At 40.9% G+C, this 17,975-nt stretch carries 17 protein-coding genes and 1 pseudogene; 11 read left to right on the top strand and 7 right to left on the bottom strand.

All coding sequences use genetic code 11. The features are described from left to right. Positions 1 to 217 (bottom strand): annotated as a pseudogene (locus tag B2W49_RS00525) (IS701 family transposase); the annotation flags it as partial. Positions 218 to 604: 387 nt separating this feature from the next. On the opposite strand from B2W49_RS00525, the gene rubA reads away from it, so the two are divergent. The 5 genes from rubA to B2W49_RS00500 all read left to right on the top strand — a co-directional run bounded on the left by rubA (position 605) and on the right by B2W49_RS00500 (position 4,931). Beyond that, positions 605 to 769: a rubredoxin RubA gene (gene rubA / locus B2W49_RS00520; RefSeq protein WP_019837454.1), complete on the top strand. Its 165-nt coding sequence runs from the start codon at positions 605 to 607 to the stop codon at positions 767 to 769. A gap of 72 nt (positions 770 to 841) precedes the next feature. Further along, positions 842 to 2,020 carry an FAD-dependent oxidoreductase gene (locus B2W49_RS00515; RefSeq protein WP_291333497.1) on the top strand — a complete coding sequence of 393 codons (1,179 nt, stop codon included), beginning with the start codon at positions 842 to 844 and terminating at the stop codon, positions 2,018 to 2,020. 56 nt (positions 2,021 to 2,076) lie between these two features. After that, the gene (locus B2W49_RS00510; protein WP_291333495.1) at positions 2,077 to 3,015 is read left to right on the top strand and encodes an alpha/beta fold hydrolase; all 939 of its coding nucleotides are present in this window, start codon (positions 2,077 to 2,079) and stop codon (positions 3,013 to 3,015) included. 13 nt (positions 3,016 to 3,028) lie between these two features. Then, positions 3,029 to 3,934, top strand: a complete 906-nt coding sequence (gene oxyR / locus B2W49_RS00505) for a LysR family transcriptional regulator OxyR (RefSeq protein ID WP_291333493.1) — start codon at positions 3,029 to 3,031, stop codon at positions 3,932 to 3,934. Positions 3,935 to 4,295: 361 nt separating this feature from the next. Then, complete coding sequence (locus B2W49_RS00500) at positions 4,296 to 4,931, top strand: LuxR C-terminal-related transcriptional regulator (RefSeq protein ID WP_291333491.1); 636 nt, start codon at positions 4,296 to 4,298, stop codon at positions 4,929 to 4,931. 109 nt (positions 4,932 to 5,040) lie between these two features. On the opposite strand, the gene ppk1 is transcribed toward B2W49_RS00500, so the two are convergent. Both ppk1 and mtgA read right to left on the bottom strand, forming a co-directional pair. Beyond that, positions 5,041 to 7,122, bottom strand: coding sequence for a polyphosphate kinase 1 (gene ppk1 / locus B2W49_RS00495; RefSeq protein ID WP_291333489.1), 2,082 nt, complete (start codon positions 7,120 to 7,122; stop codon positions 5,041 to 5,043). A 131-nt stretch (positions 7,123 to 7,253) separates the two neighbouring features. Then, positions 7,254 to 7,928, bottom strand: coding sequence for a monofunctional biosynthetic peptidoglycan transglycosylase (gene mtgA, locus B2W49_RS00490; protein WP_236162156.1), 675 nt, complete (start codon positions 7,926 to 7,928; stop codon positions 7,254 to 7,256). Positions 7,929 to 8,004: 76 nt separating this feature from the next. Here mtgA and B2W49_RS00485 point away from each other — a divergent pair, with 76 nt between their 5' ends. After that, entirely contained in the window at positions 8,005 to 8,826 is an 822-nt protein-coding gene (locus B2W49_RS00485; protein ID WP_291333477.1) for a rhomboid family intramembrane serine protease, read from the top strand. A gap of 37 nt (positions 8,827 to 8,863) precedes the next feature. Here B2W49_RS00485 and B2W49_RS00480 read toward each other — a convergent pair whose 3' ends face one another. Both B2W49_RS00480 and B2W49_RS00475 read right to left on the bottom strand, forming a co-directional pair. Then, positions 8,864 to 11,359: an ABC transporter permease gene (locus B2W49_RS00480; RefSeq protein WP_291333475.1), complete on the bottom strand. Its 2,496-nt coding sequence runs from the start codon at positions 11,357 to 11,359 to the stop codon at positions 8,864 to 8,866. A 1-nt stretch (position 11,360) separates the two neighbouring features. After that, positions 11,361 to 12,110, bottom strand: coding sequence for an ABC transporter ATP-binding protein (locus tag B2W49_RS00475; protein WP_291333473.1), 750 nt, complete (start codon positions 12,108 to 12,110; stop codon positions 11,361 to 11,363). Positions 12,111 to 12,122: 12 nt separating this feature from the next. On the opposite strand from B2W49_RS00475, the gene B2W49_RS00470 reads away from it, so the two are divergent. Next, on the top strand, positions 12,123 to 12,752 hold the full coding sequence (locus B2W49_RS00470) for an arylesterase (RefSeq protein WP_291333471.1): 630 nt from the start codon (positions 12,123 to 12,125) through the stop codon (positions 12,750 to 12,752). Positions 12,753 to 12,791: 39 nt separating this feature from the next. Here the strand turns inward: B2W49_RS00470 and B2W49_RS00465 are convergent, their stop codons facing one another. Continuing rightward, on the bottom strand, positions 12,792 to 13,406 hold the full coding sequence (locus tag B2W49_RS00465) for a carbonic anhydrase (protein WP_291333469.1): 615 nt from the start codon (positions 13,404 to 13,406) through the stop codon (positions 12,792 to 12,794). Positions 13,407 to 13,704: 298 nt separating this feature from the next. Here B2W49_RS00465 and B2W49_RS00460 point away from each other — a divergent pair, with 298 nt between their 5' ends. Both B2W49_RS00460 and B2W49_RS00455 read left to right on the top strand, forming a co-directional pair. Next, positions 13,705 to 14,766, top strand: coding sequence for an alpha/beta fold hydrolase (locus B2W49_RS00460; protein ID WP_291333467.1), 1,062 nt, complete (start codon positions 13,705 to 13,707; stop codon positions 14,764 to 14,766). Positions 14,767 to 14,784: 18 nt separating this feature from the next. Further along, a complete protein-coding gene (locus tag B2W49_RS00455) occupies positions 14,785 to 15,798 on the top strand; it encodes a hypothetical protein (protein WP_291333465.1) in 1,014 nt (337 codons plus the stop codon). A gap of 73 nt (positions 15,799 to 15,871) precedes the next feature. On the opposite strand, the gene nfuA is transcribed toward B2W49_RS00455, so the two are convergent. Continuing rightward, positions 15,872 to 16,510: a Fe-S biogenesis protein NfuA gene (nfuA, locus tag B2W49_RS00450; RefSeq protein ID WP_291333463.1), complete on the bottom strand. Its 639-nt coding sequence runs from the start codon at positions 16,508 to 16,510 to the stop codon at positions 15,872 to 15,874. A gap of 157 nt (positions 16,511 to 16,667) precedes the next feature. Here nfuA and B2W49_RS00445 point away from each other — a divergent pair, with 157 nt between their 5' ends. Next, on the top strand, positions 16,668 to 17,285 hold the full coding sequence (locus B2W49_RS00445; protein WP_019837468.1) for a rhomboid family intramembrane serine protease: 618 nt from the start codon (positions 16,668 to 16,670) through the stop codon (positions 17,283 to 17,285). 332 nt (positions 17,286 to 17,617) lie between these two features. Beyond that, positions 17,618 to 17,812, top strand: a complete 195-nt coding sequence (locus B2W49_RS00440) for a hypothetical protein (RefSeq protein ID WP_291333460.1) — start codon at positions 17,618 to 17,620, stop codon at positions 17,810 to 17,812. Positions 17,813 to 17,975: the final 163 nt, after the last annotated feature.

Raw genomic sequence — 17,975 nt, 5'->3', positions numbered from 1 at the left:
TAAGTTTATTATTATCAATATGTTGAATTGCTTCTTGATATAGGTCGTGAGGTGTGTAGTCTTCACGCTCTAGAAAGCGATTTACACTATCATGCGAGATATTATAAGTCTCGGCAAGTTGTGTGCAGCTAATAGAGTTCGGTTCTGTCATGAGAAAGCCCATATAAATGGGTAGAGTACAAGTTGCTGTAGAAGCATTTTTAATTCGTCTGATCACAGATACTTTATAAGGTATTTTAATACTTTTTTGAATCCGTCAATGCGTAAGTCCTATATATATTTGTTCATTAATAAAATAGCAAAAATATAAGATTTTTACTCTACGACCAAGGTCTTAAATAGCGTTTATACGCATACAAACGTTATTTTTCCTGTTGTCATTCTCTCATTACAGTGCAGTATCTTTATCAAAAGAGATCTTTTCTGTATAGTTTTGTCCCATGCATCTATTCACTATATAAAAACACAGATTAAAATCGCTTATTTACTTTACTTTAGCCTTATAACTGCGTAAAAACTTAATCAAATAGATATATCATACAACTCGTCGTAGATAAGTTTTTTGCTGATCTGGAAATTTATAGATCGGTTTATGGAGAATTGAATGAAAAAGTATCAATGCATCGTTTGTGGATGGATTTATGACGAAGCAGAAGGCTGGCCTCAAGATGGTATTGTGGCAGGTACATTATGGGAAGATATTCCTGATGATTGGACTTGCCCAGACTGCGGCGTTTCAAAAGCTGATTTTGAAATGATTGAAATGTAAGACCATGAAAAGACCATGTCCGATGGTCTTTTTTTAACGCCAATTTCTATGCCCTCATTTGGAGCACACCTTATGCATCCTATCGTTATTATTGGTTCAGGCATGGCAGGTTATACTGTTGCACGCGAGTTTCGTAAGCTAAATGCAGAACAAGCGTTAGTCATGATTTGTGCAGATGATGCTGCCAGTTATGCCAAACCAACTTTATCTAACGCATTGGCGGGCAATAAAACCCCTGCTCAAATTACATTGGGCGATGCGGCTAAAATGGCAAGCCAACTCAATATGCGTATTGAAACCCACACTTGGGTGAAAGCGATTGATGCAGAGGCGCATGTACTTGAATTAGAAAAAGAGGGAGTGAGCAGCCAACAACCTTATTCTAAATTAGTTTTGGCAGTGGGTGCGAATCCTGTGCGTTTAGCGATTGCGGGCGATGGCAGTGATGATATTCATGTGGTGAATAATTTAAGTGATTACACTGCATTTCGCCAACAGCTTGAAAAACGTCAAGATAAACGTGTGGTAATTTTAGGTGCAGGTTTGATTGGTTGTGAATTTGCCAATGACTTGCAGCAAACAGGACACCAAGTCACGGTGATTGACCTTGCACCACAACCGCTAGGTCGTTTATTGCCAGATTATGTAGCCAGTGCTTTTAAACAAAATCTAGAAGAAACGGGCATTCATTTTGTATTGGGCACAACCGTTGAAAAAGTTTCAAAAATTAAAAATGACGACTATTTAGTGACCATTACCAGCGGTCAGTCTTTAATTGCCGATGTGGTACTGTCTGCGATTGGTTTACAGCCGAACATTGCTTTGGCTAAAACAGCAGGCATCGAAATCAGTCGTGGTGTTTTAACCAATGCGCAACTCGAAACCAGCCAAGCTGATATTTATGCAGTGGGTGACTGTGCGGAAGTGAATGGTATTTTATTGCCGTATGTGATGCCAATCATGCAGCAAGCACGTGCCTTAGCCAAAACCTTAAATGGTGAAACCACTCAGGTACACTACCCTGCCATGCCTGTTGCAGTTAAAACACCTGCTGCACCACTGACTGTTTTACCTGCACCACTAGGGGTAGATGTCAATTGGCATACCGAAGAATTTGACGATGGCATGATTGCTAGAGCCTATGACCAAACCGATACCTTACGTGGCTTTGTCCTATTAGGTACAACGGCGGCCAAACAACGCTTGAGTTTGACCAAATTAGTGCCAGACTTATTGCCTGTATCGGAATAAAATAAAAAGAATAAAGAGCGATTAATTTCGCTCTTGTCTTACATGAGGATCACAACATGAATAGTGCACTTCAGTTCCACACATCACCCTATACGGCATTTATGCACGAAACCAAAGTCGATTTAGGCAACGGAATTCAACTGCATGTCGAAGTGGGTGGAAAAACTGAAGATCCACCTATTTTGCTGATTATGGGTTTAGGCGCACAAATGTTGTACTGGCCCGATTTCTTTTGTAAATCACTGATTGATCAGGGTTATCGAGTCATTCGCTATGACAACCGCGATATTGGCTTGTCATCTAAAATCCGCCACAAAGGCCCACGTCTAAACACTTATAAAATGATGGGGCGTTTTAGCTTAGGTCTGCAAAACCACGGTGCCCCTTATAACTTGTTTGATATGGCAGATGATGCTGCATTGCTATTAGAACGCTTAGGCATTGAAAAAGCCGAAGTGATTGGTGCTTCTATGGGCGGTATGATTGCACAAATTTTAGCAGCCAAATATGCAGACCGCGTGAATAATTTAGGTTTATTATTTACCAGTAATAACCAGCCATTTTTACCACCACCATTTCCAAAACAACTGTTCAGCTTGCTAGAAAGACCGAAATCGCAAGATGAAAATAGCATCGTTGAACATAGTTTAAAACTCTTTAGGGTGATAGGCTCACCAGGCTATGTGAATCAGCTCGACGCGATACAAACTGCACGCAAATTATATCAGCGAAGTTATTATCCTGCGGGTGTACTTCAACAGTTTTTAGCAATATTATGTACAGGCTCGTTGCTACAACTGGACAAACAAATTCAGCAACCTACCCTCGTGGTACATGGTTCGCAAGATCGTTTGCTCCCACCAGGGCATGGTAAGGCTGTTGCGAAAGCGATTCCGGGCGCTAAGTTTGAATTAATTAAAGGAATGGGGCATGATATGCCTCCACACTTTATTCCTCATCTTAGTGAACTGTTTGCTCACCACTTTAAATCATAATCATTAGGACACTATGGCTGCATTACCATCTTTAAGACAGCTGTCATACCTCGTTACACTGTCTGAAACGTTACATTTTACAGAAGCGGCTCGCCGTTCTTTTGTAACTCAGTCGACTTTGTCTGGCGGGATCATGGAACTAGAGCGCCTGCTTGGCGGTGTACTGGTAGAACGTGATCGACAGAATGTACGTTTAACCCCATTGGGTGAACAAGTCGTAGCACGCGCCCGTGTTCTGTTAGCAGATGCACAGGATTTAATGCGTTTAAGCCGTGAAATGAGTGAGCCTCTCACAGGTGATTTACACTTAGGCGTGATTCCAACCATTGCCCCATTTATTTTGGCGCAACTGTTAAATGAAGTGCATAAGCAGCTACCTAAAATTCAATTGCATTTACACGAAGCGCAAAGTGAAAAAATTGTCGAAAAATTGGAACACGGCAATTTAGATATGGTGGTCTTAGCCCTGCCATTCGATACGCGTGGTTTGAAAGTCGCAGAAATTTCTAAAGAAGATTTGTTCTTGGTTTATCACAAAGGTGATCAAAAATCGGCGCAGGCCAACTCTTTAGATGATTTGGATTTATCGCGTTTAATGCTGCTTGAAGAAGGTCATTGCTTACGCGACCACACTTTAAGTGCCTGCCCAATTGGGGAACGTAAAAACGATCAACGTTTAAAAGCCAGCTCTTTGCCGACCTTGGTTGAAATGGTGTCTGCAAATTTAGGCTTTACCCTATTGCCTGAAATTGCAATTCATAATGCCATGATCAAATCGAATCCAGATTTACAGATCAAAAGTATTGAGGCTGCACCAAGCCGAACTTTGGCTTTGGTGACACGTAAAAGTACACCACTACAAAGTGAATTTGATGTTTTGCTGCGGATTTTACAAAAAATCACTCAAAACGCAGTCTAAATTTAGACACACGATCCAACATCCCATTAAGGAGCCAACATGGCTCCTTTTTTATTTTTCGTTCAAAAACTCCTAATATTTTTGCAGTTCAATATGTTTAACTGATTTATAAATATAAATAAGTTTTAAAATGCGCAATTCAGCACAAATTTAACATTTCATTCTTACCACTAAACCAAAGATCAGTATCAAGTTACATTACTCACATTTCCAATACATTTCAAAAAAATAATTAGCAACAATTACTTATATTTACCCTTTTTATATAAATATCACTACATCTAAGGATATTCAGTTACAGCAATATCACGCACAATCTATTTAACAAAAATATTTATAAAACAGCACAGGAGTAATTGTTATGATACACAGAGATCTAATTTTACCTGTGCCCGTTCTACTGATTGATGATCAGCTAGAAGCATCACAAAATTTAAGCTACATTTTACAAAATTTTGGCTACCCGAAAGAGGTTCTGCTATGCAGCTCATCTCTCGCGAATGCAGTATCGATGGTGCAGCAACATCTACCTAATTTGGTATTTATCAATTTACAGTCTTGGTTCAAAGCACAGATTGATTTTATTCAAAATCTTAAACTTTTCCGTAGAGACACCTTAATTGTGGCGGTGTTGCCATCAAGTATGCCAAAACAATTGCTACAAGCCATTCATTTAGGCATTTCAGCCTATGTCTTTAGCGACCAAACTGCTACAGGCATGCAAAACCAGATTCGTACTATTTTACGTGGTGGCTCACCGCTAGATGGCAACTTAGCCAATGAAATCTTAGCCTGCGAACAATCCATTGTCGCTCAGGGTCATTCTTTGGCACTGTCTAAAACTGAACATGAAATATTGTCGCTTTCAGGGCAAGGTTTGCCCTCACAACAAGTAGCAGCCAACCTAAATGCATCCGAACAACTGGTGCATGGTTATGTAAAAAGTATTTATCGTAAAATTATGAATGCAGATGATGCGATGCGCTGTTTTTCTTAAATTGATCAATATAAAAGATAAATCAAAGATATAAGTATTTAATAAATATTAGAGACGAAAAAAGAGCGATGTATGGCATCGCTCTTTTTCCTGCTATAAATGTTTTAAACTAAACAATACTATCAGTAAGGATTCGCTGCGCATTGTGTGGTTCTTCACCATCAGCCGCTTTTACACGCACCCAAGTTCCATCACCCTGCAACAGCCATGCCTGTTGATTGTCTTGCATATAGGTCAATAAGCCCTGCTCATAAATACGTTTTTTCAAGGCCGGATCTTCAATTGGGAAACACGCTTCAACGCGGTTAAACAAATTACGATCCATCCAGTCTGCACTTGAACAATAAATACGTGGATTACCATTATTAGAGAAATAATAGACACGGGTATGCTCAAGGAAACGCCCGACTATCGAACGCACACGAATATTTTCCGATAAACCTGGCAAGCCCGGACGCAAACAGCAAATTGAACGGATAATAAGATCAATTTGCACACCTGCCTGAGAAGCCTCATACAATTTATTGATCAATTGCATTTCAGTCAGTGCATTCACTTTCACAATAATTTGCGCTGGCTTGCCTGCTTTGGCATTGGCAATTTCTTCATCAATATAATTGACCAACTGCGCGTGCAGGGTAAATGGCGCATGCAATAACTTTTTCAGTTTTGCCATTTTCCCCATGCCTGTCAACTCTTGGAAAATACGATGCACATCTTCACACAGCTCTTTATCTGTGGTCAGTAAACCATAATCGGTGTAAATACGCGCATTGCCAGCGTGATAGTTACCTGTGCCTAAATGCACATAACGCACTAATTTATTATTTTCACGGCGCACCACCAAAATCATTTTGGCGTGGGTTTTGTAACCCACAATACCGTACACAACTACAGCACCCGCTTCTTGCAACACGTTAGCCACAGCAATGTTGGATTCTTCATCAAAACGTGCGCGCAGTTCAATCACCGCAGTTACTTCTTTACCGTTTCGTGCAGCTTCTGCAAGCACTTGCACAATTTCAGAATCTGCGCCACTGCGATACAAAGTTTGTTTAATCGCCAAGACTTGTGGATCGCGTGCAGCTTCACGCAGCAAATTAATCACAGGTGCAAAAGATTCAAACGGATGATGCAGTAAAATGTCTTGTTTTTGCATTGCTGAAAAAATATTTTCAGACTTTTTTAAAACCTTTGGAATGGCTGGTGTATGTGAATCATAACGTAAATGCGGACGTTTAAAATTAGACAATAAACGTGCCAAGTTCACCGGGCCATCTACTTTATAAAGTTGTTCTTCTTCAAGATCAAACTCATCTAACAAATAATGATAAATGGCTTTTGGGCAGTTCTGCGTGACTTCCAAACGAACCGCACGACCAAAACGGCGTGAGTTTAATTCGCCTTTTAGGGCTTTAGCCAAATCTTCTACATCTTCATTTAACGCCAAATCTGCATTACGGGTCACACGGAATTGATAACAACCTGTTGCGGTCATCCCTGGGAACAAGTCTGACACATGCTCGTGAATAATTGCGGAAAGCATGACGTGGTGTTCTTTACCGCCTGTAAGTTCATCGGGCAAACGGACTACGCGTGGTAAAGAACGTGGTGCTGGAACAACCGCCAAATCAATATGACGACCAAAAGCATCTTTACCTTCCAAAGTCACAATAAAGTTCAGACTTTTATTGACCAAGCGTGGGAATGGATGTGCAGGGTCTAGGCTAATTGGAGTTAATACAGGGGCAACTTGTTCTTGGAAATATTTTTTCACCCATGCTGATTGTGCAGGAGTTAATTCACCGCGACGTAAGAAACAAATGTCTTCTTCACGTAATTTTGGCAAAATTTCCTGATTCAAAATACGGTACTGGCGTTCAATGGCAGCATGTGCTGTTTTAGAAATTTGATCTAACACTTGTTTAGGCGTTAAACCATCTGGACTTCGGCTTTCATTGCCCAAGTCCAATTGTTCCATCATGCCCGCAACACGAATTTCAAAAAACTCATCCAAATTACGTGAAAAAATCAGCAGGAAGTTCATGCGTTCCAACAAAGGATGCAACGGATCTACAGCTTGCTCAAGCACGCGCAAATGGAAATCTAAAATAGACAGTTCGCGGTTAATGTAGCGATCATTATATGTATATTCTGGTTGCGCAGGAGTCGCGCCTATTGCCGTATTCATACCCACCTATGCTTTTTAAAATGTTTGGCACTGCTACAAGTATGCTTCAATTTTGTGACATTTTCATAAAAAAAGCCTAAAAAATTAGGCTTTGCGGATGTTTTGACATTTATAGTTTGTTTTCCCTCAATTTAAGGAATTTCCGCATAACGCATATAACGCTGCACCATCTGTTTACGGGCTTTTAATGCCCCCGCATTACGGTGTTCTTGAAAATATTTGGGATTAGTTAATATCGCAGCCAAAAAAATAGCTTGGTCACGGCTTAAACTTTTTGCACTTTTACCAAAATAATGCTGTGCCGCAGCTTCGGCACCATAAATATTATCGCCAAATTCTACCGAGTTAAGATAGACCTCTAAAATACGCTGCTTTGACCACATGCGTTCCATCATCCATGTTGCCACAACTTCTTGCCCTTTACGCAAAAAAGAGCGCTTATTGTATAAAAACAAATTCTTGACAAGCTGCTGAGAAATTGTGGAACCACCTGCAACAACTTTGCCTTCATCTTTGTTACGTTCTAAAGCGGTTTGGATGCCCTCCCAGTCAAAGCCATGATGCTGCATAAATTTGCCATCTTCGGCAGTCACTACAGCACGTTTTAAGTTGTCACTGAGTTGGTCATAGTCACGCCATTGATGTTGAATAGGCTTGCTCGGTTCAGCCCAATAATCCAAACGCATCATCATAGTCGATTGCACAGGCTGCGTACGCCACCACACCAAGCTGCTAAAAATCCACAATTGAACCAAAAGCACCACACTGACAAGAATTAACAAAGTTCGTATAAAAAAAGCTTTCATCTTGGTGCATGGCTCCTGAAGCGTTATTTTTTCGTGTTAAGCTTAGATTGATCACTACGACACAATATTCAAATATATGTCCCAACATCCCCCAAACCTGCGCAACCATAAAGTTGAAATTCACCTGTGGTGGATTACCGCAGCCCTGATTGCAATCAATGTGGCTTTGTTTGCATGGCAAGTGCTCAACGGCATGAACATTAGCAATCCTAGCCCGCAAGATGCAATACGCTGGGGTGCTGATTATGCACCTTTAACCTTTTTGGCGGAACCCATTCGCCTGTTCAGCAGCATGTTTTTTCATTTCGGTTTAGTACATTTAATGTTAAATATGTGGGCCTTGTATATTTTTGGCAGCGTCAGTGAACAGTTGTTTGGGCGTGCCTATTTTATAGTGTTATACGTTTGTGCAGGTTTAATGGGCAGCCTGCTCAGTGGCTATGTCAGCATTCAAGCCAGTTATAACCTACTCGAGCAAGGCGTCGCCAATCCAAAGCTGTTACCTAGCGTGGGTGCAGGTGCATCGGGTGCAGTGATGGGACTTGGGGCTGCACTGACGGTATTGGCGTTATTGCCCCAATTGCCGCGCCAAAAATTTCTGTTGGATGGCAAAACCTTAGTGATAGTGATGGCACTGAATTTAGGCATGGGCTTTATGATCAGTGGCATTAATAACGCTGCACATATTGGTGGCATGCTCATGGGCGCAGCCATGACACTCATTTGGTACATTGGACAACGCAGTAAACACAGCAACTTAGTGAACGGTTTTGCGATGCTCCTTGCACCACTGGGCTGCGTTGCCTTTTACTGGTATTGCCATCAACTGCTTGCCCCAATTCAACCACTTTGGCAAGAGTTGCTTAGCATGATGCAGCGCAGTTTAGGTTCAACATAAGCAACATTGCAATCTGAAATGGCAAATAAGAGATGAATCAGGACTGATTCATCTCTCTTAAACTTTGTAGTGGTGGAATATCGCACAAATAACTTAAACGATAACGCCCAATCAAGGCACACAACACGGTCATAAATACAGGCAAAATCAGCCAGATTTCCCAATGCGGTTGCAGCATTAAATCCATGCGGTAACTGGCAACAGCACTAATCACTTCGGCAAATAAACACGCCACAATTCCTGCAATAAACCCCATAAAACCAATTTCTAGACTCAACATACGTTTGAGTTTTTGTTTAGAACTGCCAAAAGAACGCAGCAATGCCACTTCGCGTTTGCGCTCATCCATCAACAAGTTTAAACACGCGACCAAAACCAGCAACCCAGACACACTCACCAAAATGGCTAAAATGGTGATGATCTGCACCAACACATTCACAATACGTTTAATTTCCCCCAAAATGAGGCTGACATCAATAAATACTGTATTGGCAAATTGCTGAATCAATTGAATCAATTTCGGTTTATCTGCCTCAGGCACATAGAAACTACCCAAATAACTGCCTGCATTTTCATCCATGGTGTGCGGTGAAAAAATAAAGAAAAAATTCGGACTAAAACTTTCCCATTCCACTGTACGCAGATTAATCACTTCAGCTTCAAGTATGCCTTCTGGCAGACTAAAACTGAGTCGATCTCCAATTTTAATGCCCAACTCGGTAGCCGTATCTGCTTCTACTGAGACTTGCCCCACTGCACTAAAATTGGCTTGCCCATTCACAATGATATTATCGGCAGGATAACGATCCGACTGAGTCAGGTTGAGTTCGCGTCTTAATGTGTTGCTCTGCTGAATCAGGGCGTCGGCAAAAGGTTGGTCATTTTTAGCGACCAAACGCCCACGTATATTTGGATAAAGTGGCGTACTATGCCACTGCTGCTGCGCGAGTTGTTGTTGAAATTCAGGCATATCAAAAGGTGGTAAGCCGTAAGCGAACTGATTGGGTGTTCCTTCGGGCAATTGTTGTTGCCAACGATCTAACAAGTCCGTACGCAAAACTGCAAGTACAGTAATCAAACTTAACCCTAAAGCCAATGCAGTAATTTGAAAGGCCGTGACAGCAGGCGCACGAATATACGCTGCGAGCCTGCCTTTAAAATGACGTAATAATTTTAATACACTCCACACCACCCCATATAGCAATACACACAGCGCAATAATCGCGCCAATCACCCATGTACTGAGCACTAAACTTTCGGTCAAGACCACACAAAACACAATCAGACTTAGCGTCCCTGTAAGCAACATCCACCACCAAGCGCGCATATTTTTGTCTTGTTGGCGAATCACTCGGATCGGTGCGGTATTCAGCAGTTGCAATAAATTAGGCAGTACAAAACCCAACAACACCACAGCACTGGTCAGCATGGCGATTGGTAATGGTCCAAGCAGCATTGCTATGGCTGAAAATTGAATGTCCAAGTGCGGAATCAGTTGCAGCATGATTTGCAACAATGCATAGCCCAAGGTCACACCCAAAATACTGCCAATGCCCATAGCGACGAACAAAACCAAGGTCAGCAACGCCAAATAAGCTGCCAAAATTTGGCGTTTACTCGCACCAATACAACGTAATAAGGCGATATGATCCTGATTTTGTTGCACATAGCGCTGACTGGTCAAACCAATCGCAATTCCGCACAGTAAAATGGTCAGGATGTTAGCCAACTGTAAAAAGGTATCTAAATTGGCAATTGGGCGCATTAAGCGCGTATTGCCTTCACTGGCATTACGTAGTCTTAAACTGCTTTGTTGTTCAAAGTTTTGTTCAGAGCTAGCCGTAGCCGTCTGCTGCGCCTGTGCAGGCTGTGGTGTATGTGTTTTAAAGTATTGCTCAAAATTTTGCGTATCTTTGGCGTTGCCTGCCAACAACAAACGATAATCTATACGGCTACCCACTTGAATGGCTTTGGTACGTGCTACATCGGCCTGTGAAATAATCACTGTCGGCGAAAAACCTGAAAAACCGAGTTCTTGATTGGAATCATGTTCAATTTTGGCAGTCACGGTAAATGCCGCATCGGCAATATTGACTGTTTCACCAAGTTTAACGTGGAGTAAATCCATAGCACGCTGACTTAGCCAAATTTCGCCAGACTGAATCTTGTCCGCTGCAGGACTCACGCGTAACTCACCGCGTAATGGGAAATTGTGTTCAATCGCTTTGACATTCACCATTACAAATTGGTCTTGTGTATGTGCCATCGAACTAAATACAGTCACGTGCGACTGTTGTAACTGATGTGCAGTCGCCTGATCCTGCCAGTCTTGTGCAATCGGTCCATTGTCACTCAGGACTAAATCGGCCGCCAGCATTTCCGCCGCTTGCAACGCCACCGCATTTTGAATTTGTTCATTGCTAAACTTTAAGGCCGTGGTCGCACTAATCGCTAAAGTCAGTGCAATAATCAGTAAATAGATACCACTGCTTTTAAAGCTCTGCTTTAATAGTGGATGAAATAATGCGTTCATTTCATCCTCCTGTTATGGCAGCGGCTGGCTTAGCTGCAACTTGCTCAACCAATTGCCCATTAATTAAGGCGTAGTGGCGCTGACATTGTACCGCTAATTTCGGATCATGCGTGACCAATACCAAAGTTGTGCCCAACTCGCGGTTCAGCTCAAATAACAGTTGCTCAATTTCAGTTGCAGTTTCCCCATCCAAATTTCCTGTCGGTTCATCGGCAAAAATAATTTTAGGTTCACGAATTAAAGCGCGTGCAATGGCGACACGTTGTTGCTCGCCTCCCGAAAGCACTTTCGGCGTTTGCTGTGCCTGTCGTTCTAAACCCACACGTTTCAGCAAATTCAGGGCTTTTTGTTCAGCCTCGGCATATTTAAATTTTTCCTGCAAACGCAGAGGCAACATCACATTTTCCAATGCAGTCAAATGCGGTAATAACTGAAAAGATTGAAACACAAAACCAATATGCTTTAAACGGACTTCTGCACGTTGTTCTTCATTTAATTCTGCAATCGACTCACCACAAACCAATAATTTTCCGCTACTTGCTTGATCTAAAGTTGCCAAAATACCCAATAAGGTCGATTTTCCCGAACCCGAACGGCCTGTAATAGCAACTTGTTCGCCTGCCTGAATATTGAGGTTTAAATTCTCAAAAATGGTCAATTGTTTTTGTGCAAGTTGTATCTTTTGTGTCAAATTTTGGGCAGAAATAATCGTTTGTGGCATGATATTAGATTCTTTAGAGTTTTGAGTCATACGTTTCCCATTATGCAAAATCGCAATCTATCTAGTCGTGTCTTTCCGCGTGTGTTGGTGCTTGGTCTATGTTTCAGCCCATTCGTGGTATCTGCAAAAACCATTATGATTGTAGGCGACAGCTTGAGTGCCGGTTACGGCATACAACCACAACAAGGTTGGGTTCATTTATTGCAAAAACGTTTAGATCAACAGTATCCGAAACAGCATAAAGTGGTCAATGCAAGTGTCAGTGGCGAAACCACCAGCGGCGCTTTGGCGCGTCTGCCTAAATTACTGCAGACCCATCGCCCAGACGTTGTAGTCATTGAGTTAGGCGGGAATGATGGCTTGCGTGGACAACCACCACAAATGATTCAAAAAAATTTAGCGAACCTGATTCAGCATAGCCAGAAAGCCAAAGCGAAAGTGGTGATTTTTGGGATGAAAATGCCACCCAATTACGGCTCGGCGTATAGCAAAGCATTTGAAAATAACTATAAAGTGGTGAGTCAGCAATATAAAGTCAAATTGCTGCCGTTTTTTATGGAAGGTATTGCAGGCAATAAGCAATTGATGCAAAAAGATTTAATTCACCCAAATGCCAAAGCTCAGCCTATTTTGCTCAATAATGCCTATCCATATATCAAAGGCGCTTTATAAAGCGCCTTTGAGGAAAATCTAATTGCTGTGCGGTTCGGATTAAAAATCAAAAAAAAACACTTCACCTGTTTCAAGTGAATATTCTGCACCGACCACTTTCAACTGACCTTGTTCAATCAGGTTTTCTAAAACCGCTGAACCATGACGCAATTGATTTACCGATGCAAACACATTGGAACGCACTGCATGCTTAGACAATTTCGCCAAATCATTTTTTAGTTCAGTCTGCATTAAAGTTTCAACAGAAGGTCGAACACGGTTCACAATCGACATTAAATTTGCCGATGGCGGGCAGTCTGGGCACATTAGAGTATCAATTGTCGCTTGAATTGCGCCACAATGACTATGACCTAAGACAACAACAACAGCACAATCATAACGCTCTGCCGCAAACTCAACACTACCCACCTGTGATGGCGCAACCACGTTGCCCGCAACACGAATTACAAAAAGATCACCCAATCCTTGGTCAAATACCATTTCTGCAGGGACACGTGAATCTGAACATCCTAAAATAATGGCAAATGGATTTTGATCTTCTGCCATTTCTGCACGCTGTTGGTGCGACAATTGCTTCGGATGTTTGGTATCACCAGAAACAAAACGTTGGTTTCCTTGTTTAAGACGTTCTAAAGTTTCTTGAGCTGTTAGCATTCTTGATTCACCACCGATCTTTGAAGTTGCAATATTCTAAAGCCAGTCTTTATGAATGTCACTTGCAAAAAAATATGTAGCCGCGCTTTTTTCTATTCATTTTTGTTATAAATATTTCACTTTTTATAGAGATATGTCACATTTTCTTCCAATTTCAAAGCTTTGATCAAAAAAGCAAGGGATGACTTTCATTTTTAAACGCCTACAATAGACAGAATACACTTGTGCAATTAGACCTAAGAGCTAATGCCGATCATTATTCGAGCCTGTTTTGGGTTTGTCAGGGAAAGACGTTTTCATGTTGAAATTTATTCGATCACGTTATCTACATACGACTATATTAGCTTTGGGACTAAGTACTTCTTGCCTTGTGCAAAGTGCTGCGCCTAATCAATATACCTTCACAAAAAACAATAACACCAATAGCAGCAACGCGACTGAACTTAAACTATTACAAAATCACTTTCAGCAACAGCGCAAACTGGCAGGACTCAGTTCTAAAAGCATTCGTGTTGGAGATGTTGTCTGGAGCTATAACGAAGGTGGCTCGCACAGCAAACCCACAATTTTATTGATTCATGGTTTGGCAGGCACACGTGATAATTGGAACCGTGTCGCGCAATTTTTAACACCGCATTATCATGTGATTATTCCAGATTTACCCAATAGCGGTGACACCAAAACCCCAAGCAATTTTGATAATTCAGTACCCAATGTAACCTCACAACTGCGTCAGTTTATTGAAGCAATTGGCTGTGAAGAAAACTTACACGTGGCAGGACATTCTTTAGGCGGCTCAATTGCAACAGTATATGCCTCGCAATACCCTTTTGATACGCAAAGTTTATTTTTACTCAATAGTGCAGGAATTTATAAACTCGCCAATACGCCTTATACCAAAAATCCTTTATCTTTAAATGACTTAATTGTGAGCAAACATGGTGATTTAGCCAACATTGCTAAACAAATCATGCAAAACCCGCCTATCATGACCTCACAAATTCAAAATGCGCAAGAAGAAGTCCTCATTTCACGCTCGGAACAAACCCGTAAAGCAATTGAGCAAATTGTCAAACTCAACCGCATTTATACGCCTGACTCATTTGCGCGTTTGACAGGGTCAATTGAAGCACCGACCCTGATTTTATGGGGCAAACAAGATCGCATTATTAATGTTGAAGTGGCGAAGGAATTACAATCTTTACTCAAACGCGCGGAAACACCCGTGATTCTCAATAATGTTGGACACATGCCTTTATTAGAAGCCGAAAAACAAGTCGCACAATATTATTTGCCGTTTCTGTCTAAAACACAGAACCTAAAAAACCCACTTGCTGATAAACTGATTCCTCTCAATTAATTATTATATAAAACCTGAATGCAGAAACATCCCATCATTGAGCAACTGATTGACGCTCAGCTTGATTTCTTAGATCAAGAATTTAACCAAAATGAAACGGTACAAACTGAGTTTATGCAGTTTTACCAATGGTTTCGCAAACAAAGCTTACAAGATCTATGGACATCGGAAGCCATTCATCAACTGATTCAACAACAAATTTTAAATACGCCTGCCAGTTCATTTTTAGTGCAACAAATTGCCGAGCATATTCGTTTTGCCCTGGTACACCCTGTTAATGACAGCAGTCAAATTGCCGATGTGATACCTGTGCTGACCATCGACAAAATTGCACAATATGTTGCAAGTAAAAGTGGACATCGTCAGCGTTTAATTAAAAGTGTGGTGAATAATCCTGCTTTTGCCGCCATGATTACCCAACTCATTCAACATTCCATTCAAGATTATATGGATAATTCGGTCATTGCCAAAAGCGTGCCTGGTGTATCACGTTTTATGAAAATGGGTAAATCGGTTTTGGAAAGCGTTACCGATAGCAATTTAGACCATGCCATTCAGCATTATTTACAAAAAAATGTACAGAAACTGACTCAAATGAGCGAGTCAGTGCTCAATCAACACTTTGATGATGAAAAACTGTATCACTTCCAAGCCAATTTATGGCACAAAATTAAATACTTACCGCTTTCGGTTTTAAAAAACTATATTGAAGTGCAAGACCTATCCCTAACTGTCAATTTAGGACACGAAATTTGGGATCATTTACGCCAAAGTGACTATTTGAAACAGCAAGTGCTTGATGGTGTGTATGCTTGGTATGTACGCAATCAAGCTCGACCTTTTGACTTGTTGTTACGTGATTTGAATATTGATGAAGCTCTAGTCCAGCAACAATTACAACAACTGTTAAATCCAGTCATTCAAAAAATGATTGCTGAAGGCTATTTAAAACAACGTGCACGTCATTATTTAGAGAAATTTTATTATTCTGAAAAAACACAACAAATTTTAAATCTGCAAACAAATGAGTAGGGTCTACTGACGATTTCAGATAAAAAATAACCTCCTAAAATTTAGGAGGTTATTTTTAAGCTAAGCTTAGAACTTATTTAAAATAAGCACCTTCGGATTGGCTGTGGTCAGTCTGATCCACCACACGCATCAATTCAGGTACGTGTTGTTTCAAGGTCGTTTCAACACCTTGCTTTAAAGTTACATCAATCGCTGAACAGCCCTGACAACCGCCACCAAATTTCAATACTGCAGTTAAGCCATGTTGTTCATCTTCCACCACTTCAACCAAAGCACAGTTACCGCCATGCCCTGCTAAACCTGGATTAATTTCAGACTGTAAAACATAAGTAATGCGTTCTTCTATTGAAGCGTCTGGACCTACGCGCGGCACTTTTGAGTTAGGCGCACGGAAGGTCAATTGACCACCAAAACGGTCTTTGTTGTAATCAATTACGGCATCCAATAAATATGGAATAGACGGCGTATCAATAAATGCAGGAAAGTCTGGATATTCCTGTTTGTAGTCTGTAGGTACAACTTCATCGGGCGCACTATAAGCCATGCAACATTCAGCACGCGGTGTACCAGGATTTTCTACAAAAACACGCACACCAATACCTGGTGTATTTTGCTTTGCCAATAAATCCTTCAAATACTCTTGAGCAGTTGGCGTAATCAATAAGTTTGGAATTTCATCTACAACTGCTGTGCTGCTGTTCTCAGTCGACATAACAATAATTTCCTCAAGCTGAAGTGGCTATTTTAACTGAAGATGCGGGGGAATAAAAAAAAATCAACCAAAATTGTCGGATTTATTCCTAAAGTTCGACTCAAACTCAGTTTTGATGCATTATTACAGCAGAGTTCAAGTAAAAGTATAGGCGTTTATGCTCGATTTACCTTTTAATCATACCGTGACCATCATCATTATTACGGTCATTGTGTCTATGTTGGCATTTTCCAAACAAGAGTTAATGAATCGCCTGATCTTTTGGCCGCCTGCGATGCAACGCGGACAATATGACCGCTTCATTACCCATGGTTTTGTGCATGCCGATGGTGCGCATTTGCTGTTCAATATGATTACCCTGTTTTTCTTTGGCAGCATCATTGAAAGTTTTTATCGCCAATACGTCTATGATTTAGGCTTTGTTTTATTCTATTTAGGTGGTTTGATTGCCGCGATTATTCCAAGTTATTTAAAGCATAAAAATGACCATCGTTGGGCTAGCTTAGGCGCATCAGGCGCTGTATCTGCAGTGTTGTTTGCCTATATTTTGTTTGAGCCGTGGAAGCTGATTTTTGTGTTCTTTATTCCTGTGCCTGCCATTATTTTTGCGGTGCTGTATGTGGCGTATAGCATTTGGTCGGGTAAACGTGGTAATTCCAATATTAATCATAGTGCGCATTTATGGGGTGCGGCGTATGGTGTGATTGTGACTATTTTAATTGAACCACGCATCTTACCTCACTTCCTGAATAAACTAGCGCAACTGCCGTTTTAACTTTTCAAACTATAACGACTTAGTACATATACAACTAAGTCGTTACTACTTTTAAGTATTTTCAAATCCTTCAACAGACCGCTTTTATAAATCCGCTTAAACAATCATTTATTGCCTCTCATCCTCAGTATTTCTTTGGTAAATGCGCTTTTTCAATCTTCACTTTAAGAACTTGGAATGAGTTTTTTTTGCTTGATGAAAGTATCTGAATAATCCAATATATCAACTTTGTGACACACGATAAAACACACAACAAATAACATGCTGTTACTCAGCAAGCACTTATACTAAAAATATAAAGACTAAAACTATCAAGCAATCAGGAGTCAGCCATGAAAAAATTTGCACTTCTAAGCGCCTTTTTACTTAGTTTAGGATTAAGCGCCTGTGCCGTACATACCCCTGAAGGCAGTGTGGTGATTGATCCTGACCGCACGATCTATCCGAAAGGCTATTATCCACACCAACATCCGCATGGTGATGGTGATTTTTGTCCACCCGGTCAGGCGAAAAAAGGACGTTGTTAAGCTGTTGCTCTGAGTGAATATAACATTGTTGATACAGCATCAGACTCATTTATGATTCGAACCTAGACATTTAAACACTAACCTTTAAATCCCAACAACATCTCATTCACATTAAAAACCTTTACACTTCGTGAAGGTTTTTTATTCAAATTTCACTCAATTT

Source organism: Acinetobacter sp. UBA801, assembly GCA_002296655.1.
Lineage (GTDB): Bacteria > Pseudomonadota > Gammaproteobacteria > Pseudomonadales > Moraxellaceae > Acinetobacter.
Note: the sequence above shows the minus strand (reverse complement) of the source record. Positions and strands in the feature narration are given on the sequence as shown.